The organism is Methanospirillum sp. (assembly GCF_035406105.1).
GTDB lineage: Archaea > Halobacteriota > Methanomicrobia > Methanomicrobiales > Methanospirillaceae > Methanospirillum.
Map to the genome: position 1 here is coordinate 1 of NZ_DAONKG010000356.1, position 1427 is coordinate 1427.

Sequence of the window (1427 nt, forward strand, 5' to 3'; positions counted from 1 at the left end):
GGTATATGAAGCACTCGGAACCGGCCCGGTCATCCTGAAACTGCACCGGATTGGACAGCGGTCATTTCAGACGGTTCGAAAGGGGAGGAACTACCTCCCGGAAAAACAGCACTGTCCATGGGTTTTAGCATCACATTATTCGGCCGAACAGGAGTATCTTGCTTTATGTTCGCTTCAGAATCATGTCAGAGTACCAACCCCGCTGTTTATGAACAGAAATGTTATTGCTATGACATATATTCCGGGGGATCGGTTGTCGGACTGCTCGTTGGAAGAACCACAGGTTATTCTTGACGAGATACTCTCGCAGATCAGGGCTGCATACTGCTTAGGGTATATTCACGGAGATCTCTCGGAGTACAATATCATGTTTGATGGTGAGAAGGTCTGGATTATTGATTGGCCCCAGTGGGTATCACCCTCCCACGAAAATGCTGCCGAGATCCTGGACCATGACCTCGAGACCATCACAAAGTTCTTCCACCGGCGGTACCGGATCTCTTCTGATATGAATGAAGTCAGGAGTCTGGTGACCGGGTGCTGATATTTGGTATCGATCTCATCACCGGTTCGGTCAGGTCACGAACGGTGCAGCCGAAATATGCCCTCGTTATCATTGAGGACGGGGATATCCATAGTGAGCTTGCTGTATCACTTCACCGCCTGATCCGCCTCGTCCACCGGCACCAGCCTGATATCCTGGCAGTCGACTCGGTTCAGGAGATCGCTCCCCATACTCAGGATTTGTACCGGTTTCTTGAACAACTCCCTTCAAAAACGAAACTGGTGGTAGTAACCGGGGGTGACCGGCAGATCGGACTAATACAGGTCGCTGCACGATATAACATAACATTTGACCGGTTTGATCCATATGCAGAAGCTCGTGCCGCGGCACAGGTGGCATTTCATGGAGAAGGAGTAGAGGTTGTTGCTTTTGAGAAGGAGACCGAGATTACCATCACCAGAAACCGGTCGCCTGGGAAAGGAGGATGGAGTCAGAACCGGTATGCCCGGAAGATCCATGGAAATGTCCTCAGATATGCCAGGGAGGTTGAGCAGGATCTCCAGAGCAGGGGGCTTTCATACTGGAAGAAAGAGTACAAGGCATTTGGCGGGGTCTCACGGGTCACTTTTCATGTCAGGGAGGATCGGAATCAGATCCCGGTATCATCCTCACGTGGTGGTGATGTTCAGATCAGGCTCTCCGGAAAGCGGCTTGACCGTATCCAGTACCGGCCTCTCACAAAGCGGCCGAAATATCTTATTGTCGGGGTTGACCCTGGAACAACCATCGGGATTGCAGCACTTGACCTGAACGGAGAACTGGTAAAAATTCAGAGCTCACGGCAGATGACCATGGCCGATGTCATCGAGCTGATCTGGTCCCTGGGAAAACCAGTGATTGTTGCCTCCGACGTCGTTCCCAT

General features: G+C 51.4%; 2 protein-coding genes. Both read left to right on the forward strand.

Going from position 1 to position 1427, the window contains the following annotated elements:
* The coding region (locus PLA23_RS13430; protein WP_324475541.1) for a serine/threonine-protein kinase RIO2 at positions 1–544 on the forward strand (544 nt) is incomplete at its 5' end.
* Positions 538–1427: DUF460 domain-containing protein (locus PLA23_RS13435; RefSeq protein WP_324475542.1), on the forward strand; the 890-nt coding region annotated here is incomplete at its 3' end. The genes PLA23_RS13430 and PLA23_RS13435, both read left to right, overlap by 7 nt.